This window comes from Microcystis sp. LE19-41.2A (genome assembly GCF_027530405.1).
Lineage (GTDB): Bacteria > Cyanobacteriota > Cyanobacteriia > Cyanobacteriales > Microcystaceae > Microcystis > Microcystis aeruginosa.
Window position 1 is genome coordinate 1 of the sequence record NZ_JAPZQJ010000578.1, and the last position, 2,942, is coordinate 2,942.

The 2,942-nt window shown below is 45.9% G+C and carries 3 protein-coding genes; 1 reads left to right on the plus strand and 2 read right to left on the minus strand.

Features of this window, described 5'->3' with window-relative positions; translation table 11 throughout:
• The first annotated feature begins 210 nt into the window (after nucleotides 1-210).
• Nucleotides 211-1,395 (plus strand): NAD(P)H-quinone oxidoreductase subunit H, encoded by a 1,185-nt coding sequence (locus O9290_RS24260; RefSeq protein WP_002754423.1) that lies wholly within the window; start codon nucleotides 211-213, stop codon nucleotides 1,393-1,395.
• A 41-nt stretch (nucleotides 1,396-1,436) separates the two neighbouring features.
• Here O9290_RS24260 and O9290_RS24265 read toward each other — a convergent pair whose 3' ends face one another.
• Complete coding sequence (locus O9290_RS24265) at nucleotides 1,437-1,571, minus strand: hypothetical protein (protein WP_288057729.1); 135 nt, start codon at nucleotides 1,569-1,571, stop codon at nucleotides 1,437-1,439.
• Between the two features lie 711 nt (nucleotides 1,572-2,282).
• The coding region (locus O9290_RS24270) for a bluetail domain-containing putative surface protein (protein WP_288087626.1) at nucleotides 2,283-2,942 on the minus strand (660 nt) is incomplete at its 5' end.

Genomic DNA, 2,942 nt, shown 5'->3' on the forward strand with positions numbered 1-2,942 from the left:
GGGGTGTGGGGTGTGGGGAAGTGGGGGTGTGGGGTGTGGGGAAGTGGGGAAGTGGGGAGAATAAATAAAAATAATCTCCTAAATCCTGACTACTGATTACTGATCACTGATTACTGATCACTGATCACTGATACCCGATAGTCCTTGTGTATTGTCAAGGCGTTTACTTATAATGACTTTAAAAAGATTTTCGGGATCATCGGTAGCCCTATGGCAAAAATTGAAACGAGAACAGAACCCATGGTTTTAAACATGGGACCCCATCACCCTTCGATGCACGGAGTTTTGCGCTTAATCGTCACCCTTGACGGGGAAGACGTGATTGACTGTGAACCCGTGATCGGTTATCTTCATCGGGGCATGGAAAAAATTGCCGAAAATCGCACCAATGTCATGTACGTTCCCTACGTTAGTCGTTGGGATTACGCCGCAGGGATGTTTAATGAGGCGATTACGGTCAATGCTCCCGAAAAATTAGCCGATATCGCCGTTCCCAAACGAGCGCAATATATCCGGGTGATTATGTTGGAACTCAACCGCATCGCTAACCATTTACTCTGGTTAGGCCCCTTTATGGCGGATGTAGGCGCACAAACTCCCTTTTTCTACATTTTCCGGGAACGGGAGATGATTTATGACCTCTGGGAAGCTGCCACGGGAATGCGGTTAATTAATAATAATTATTTCCGTATTGGTGGCGTGGCGGTAGATTTACCCTACGGATGGGTGGATAAGTGCGAGGATTTCTGTGACTATTTTGACCCCAAAGTGGACGAATACGAGAAATTAATCACTAATAACCCGATTTTCCGCCGTCGTATTGAAGGGATAGGCTGCATTACCAGAGACGAAGCGATTAACTGGGGTTTATCCGGTCCGATGTTACGCGCTTCCGGGGTGAAATGGGATTTAAGAAAAGTTGACCATTACGAGTGTTACGACGATTTTGACTGGGAAGTGCATTGGGAAACCGCCGGCGATTGTTTTGCTCGTTATCTGGTGCGGATTCGGGAAATGCGCGAATCGGTGAAGATTATCCGGCAAGCACTGAAAGGTTTACCCGGTGGTCCCTACGAAAATCTGGAAGCGAAACGGATGGCAGAAGGGAAAAAATCAGCTTGGAATGATTTTGACTATCAATATATCGCCAAAAAAGTCGCCCCCACTTTCAAAATCCCTAAAGGTGAACATTATGTGCGCTTGGAAAGTGGTAAAGGGGAATTAGGTATCTTTATCGTCGGTAATGATGATGTTTTCCCTTGGCGTTGGAAAATTCGGGCCGCCGATTTTAATAATCTTCAAATTCTGCCTCATATCCTCAAAGGGGTAAAAGTTGCCGATATTATGGCGATTTTAGGCAGTATTGATATTATTATGGGGTCAGTCGATCGCTAAATCTCTTTCAGGGTGAGTTATCTTATTAACTCACCCTAGTTTTAGCCTAGTCTCATGTAATACCTGGACTTCCCCCATACATAGGGTTTGCTGAAAAAGTTGTTCGTGGGGGCAGGGTGTGGGGTGTGGGGTGTGGGGTGTAGGGTGTAGAGTTTTACCAGTTTTGAGGTGGCCAATTACCTAATTTTCAGGGAAAAAGTGCCTAAATTTCGCCCCGATCACTCCCATATCTGGTACTTTTTGATTGACAAAAAGTCTAAAGGTCTTACCCAATAAGGTTTTTAGATTTATTCAGCAAGTCCTACATAAATACTAAAAAATCAACAAAACCCTTAGGGAGCGTCTCAGAAAAAATTGAAAAGAGGCTACTGGGTACATTTTTCGCTTGAAAATGTCTGTACCGTTGACTGTATCTGGAGTAGAGCGATTCCGTAGAGTTGGCTGTATAGTGATCGCTAACCAGATTGTAACAGATAGTGTGATTAATCTCTAGAGTAAGCGATTTCCTCTGTAGCCATGTTTTTGCTGGTTTTCTGCCCCGAAACAAGCTATAATGGTCGAAGGGTCAAATTTGAAAATTTTTGCCTCAAACCCTATCTGCGTAAGAACTTCAGGATTTGGCATCCAGTAGTTCATTGGTATTGTATTGCTTGAACTCAGGCTCTGTAAGACTTTTAGCCATAGCTAGTATGTTTATACGGAGGAAGTCCAGTTATCCATGACTACAATGCACAGCAAAGCAAAGGATTAAGCCCCCATCGCTACTACCGAATCACCCCCCTCTTAGGCTTCGCAGAACAACAACAGGAAGCTTATGCTTTGAAAGACCCCTAGTGGCAGTAGGAGAAGATTCTCCCACTGCCGGCAAACTTAAATGATCTCTCAATCTAGATCACTACCACTGGTCTGGCGGCAGCAATGTTGTAACCACTCAGTTGAATGATCGCATCACTAGCGGCTTGGAAACCGGCCGCTCCATTATTGAGAGCGATAAAAGTACCACTTTGACCTGTCACTTTAAAGGCCGCCGCCGTGTTAGCAGCAAAGGCCGCATTAGTCAAGACCAACTGAATCGCCGCTTCGGTTAAAGCAGTAGCTGTGCCTTTCGATGCGGTCAAAGTGATTGGCGCAATAGGCACAGGGGCATTAATGCGATCAAGACTAGCACCCGTGCCACTGTAGCCTTGAATAACATCAAAGCCACTCAGCAGCGAATCACCGAGGGAATTGTAGGTCAAAGTATCCAATCCCGTGCTTCCCGTTAGGGTATCTTTGCCAAGACCGCCTGTCAGGTTATCATTATTGGCCCCACCATCGAGGGTATCATCACCTTCTAAACCGCTGATGGTGTCTTTACCTCCCACTCCAGCCAGGGCATCGGCAAAGCTTGTCCCGACCAAGTTGTTATTAGCTGAGTTACCATCATTGTCAAGAATGGTGGCCGTAGCCGTGTCGGGTCCACTGATAGTGTAGCCGGCGGGGGCGGTAATTTTGGTGATGATCGTTTCACTGGGATCACTCAAGAGGTCATCTTTGGTGGGCAGAGT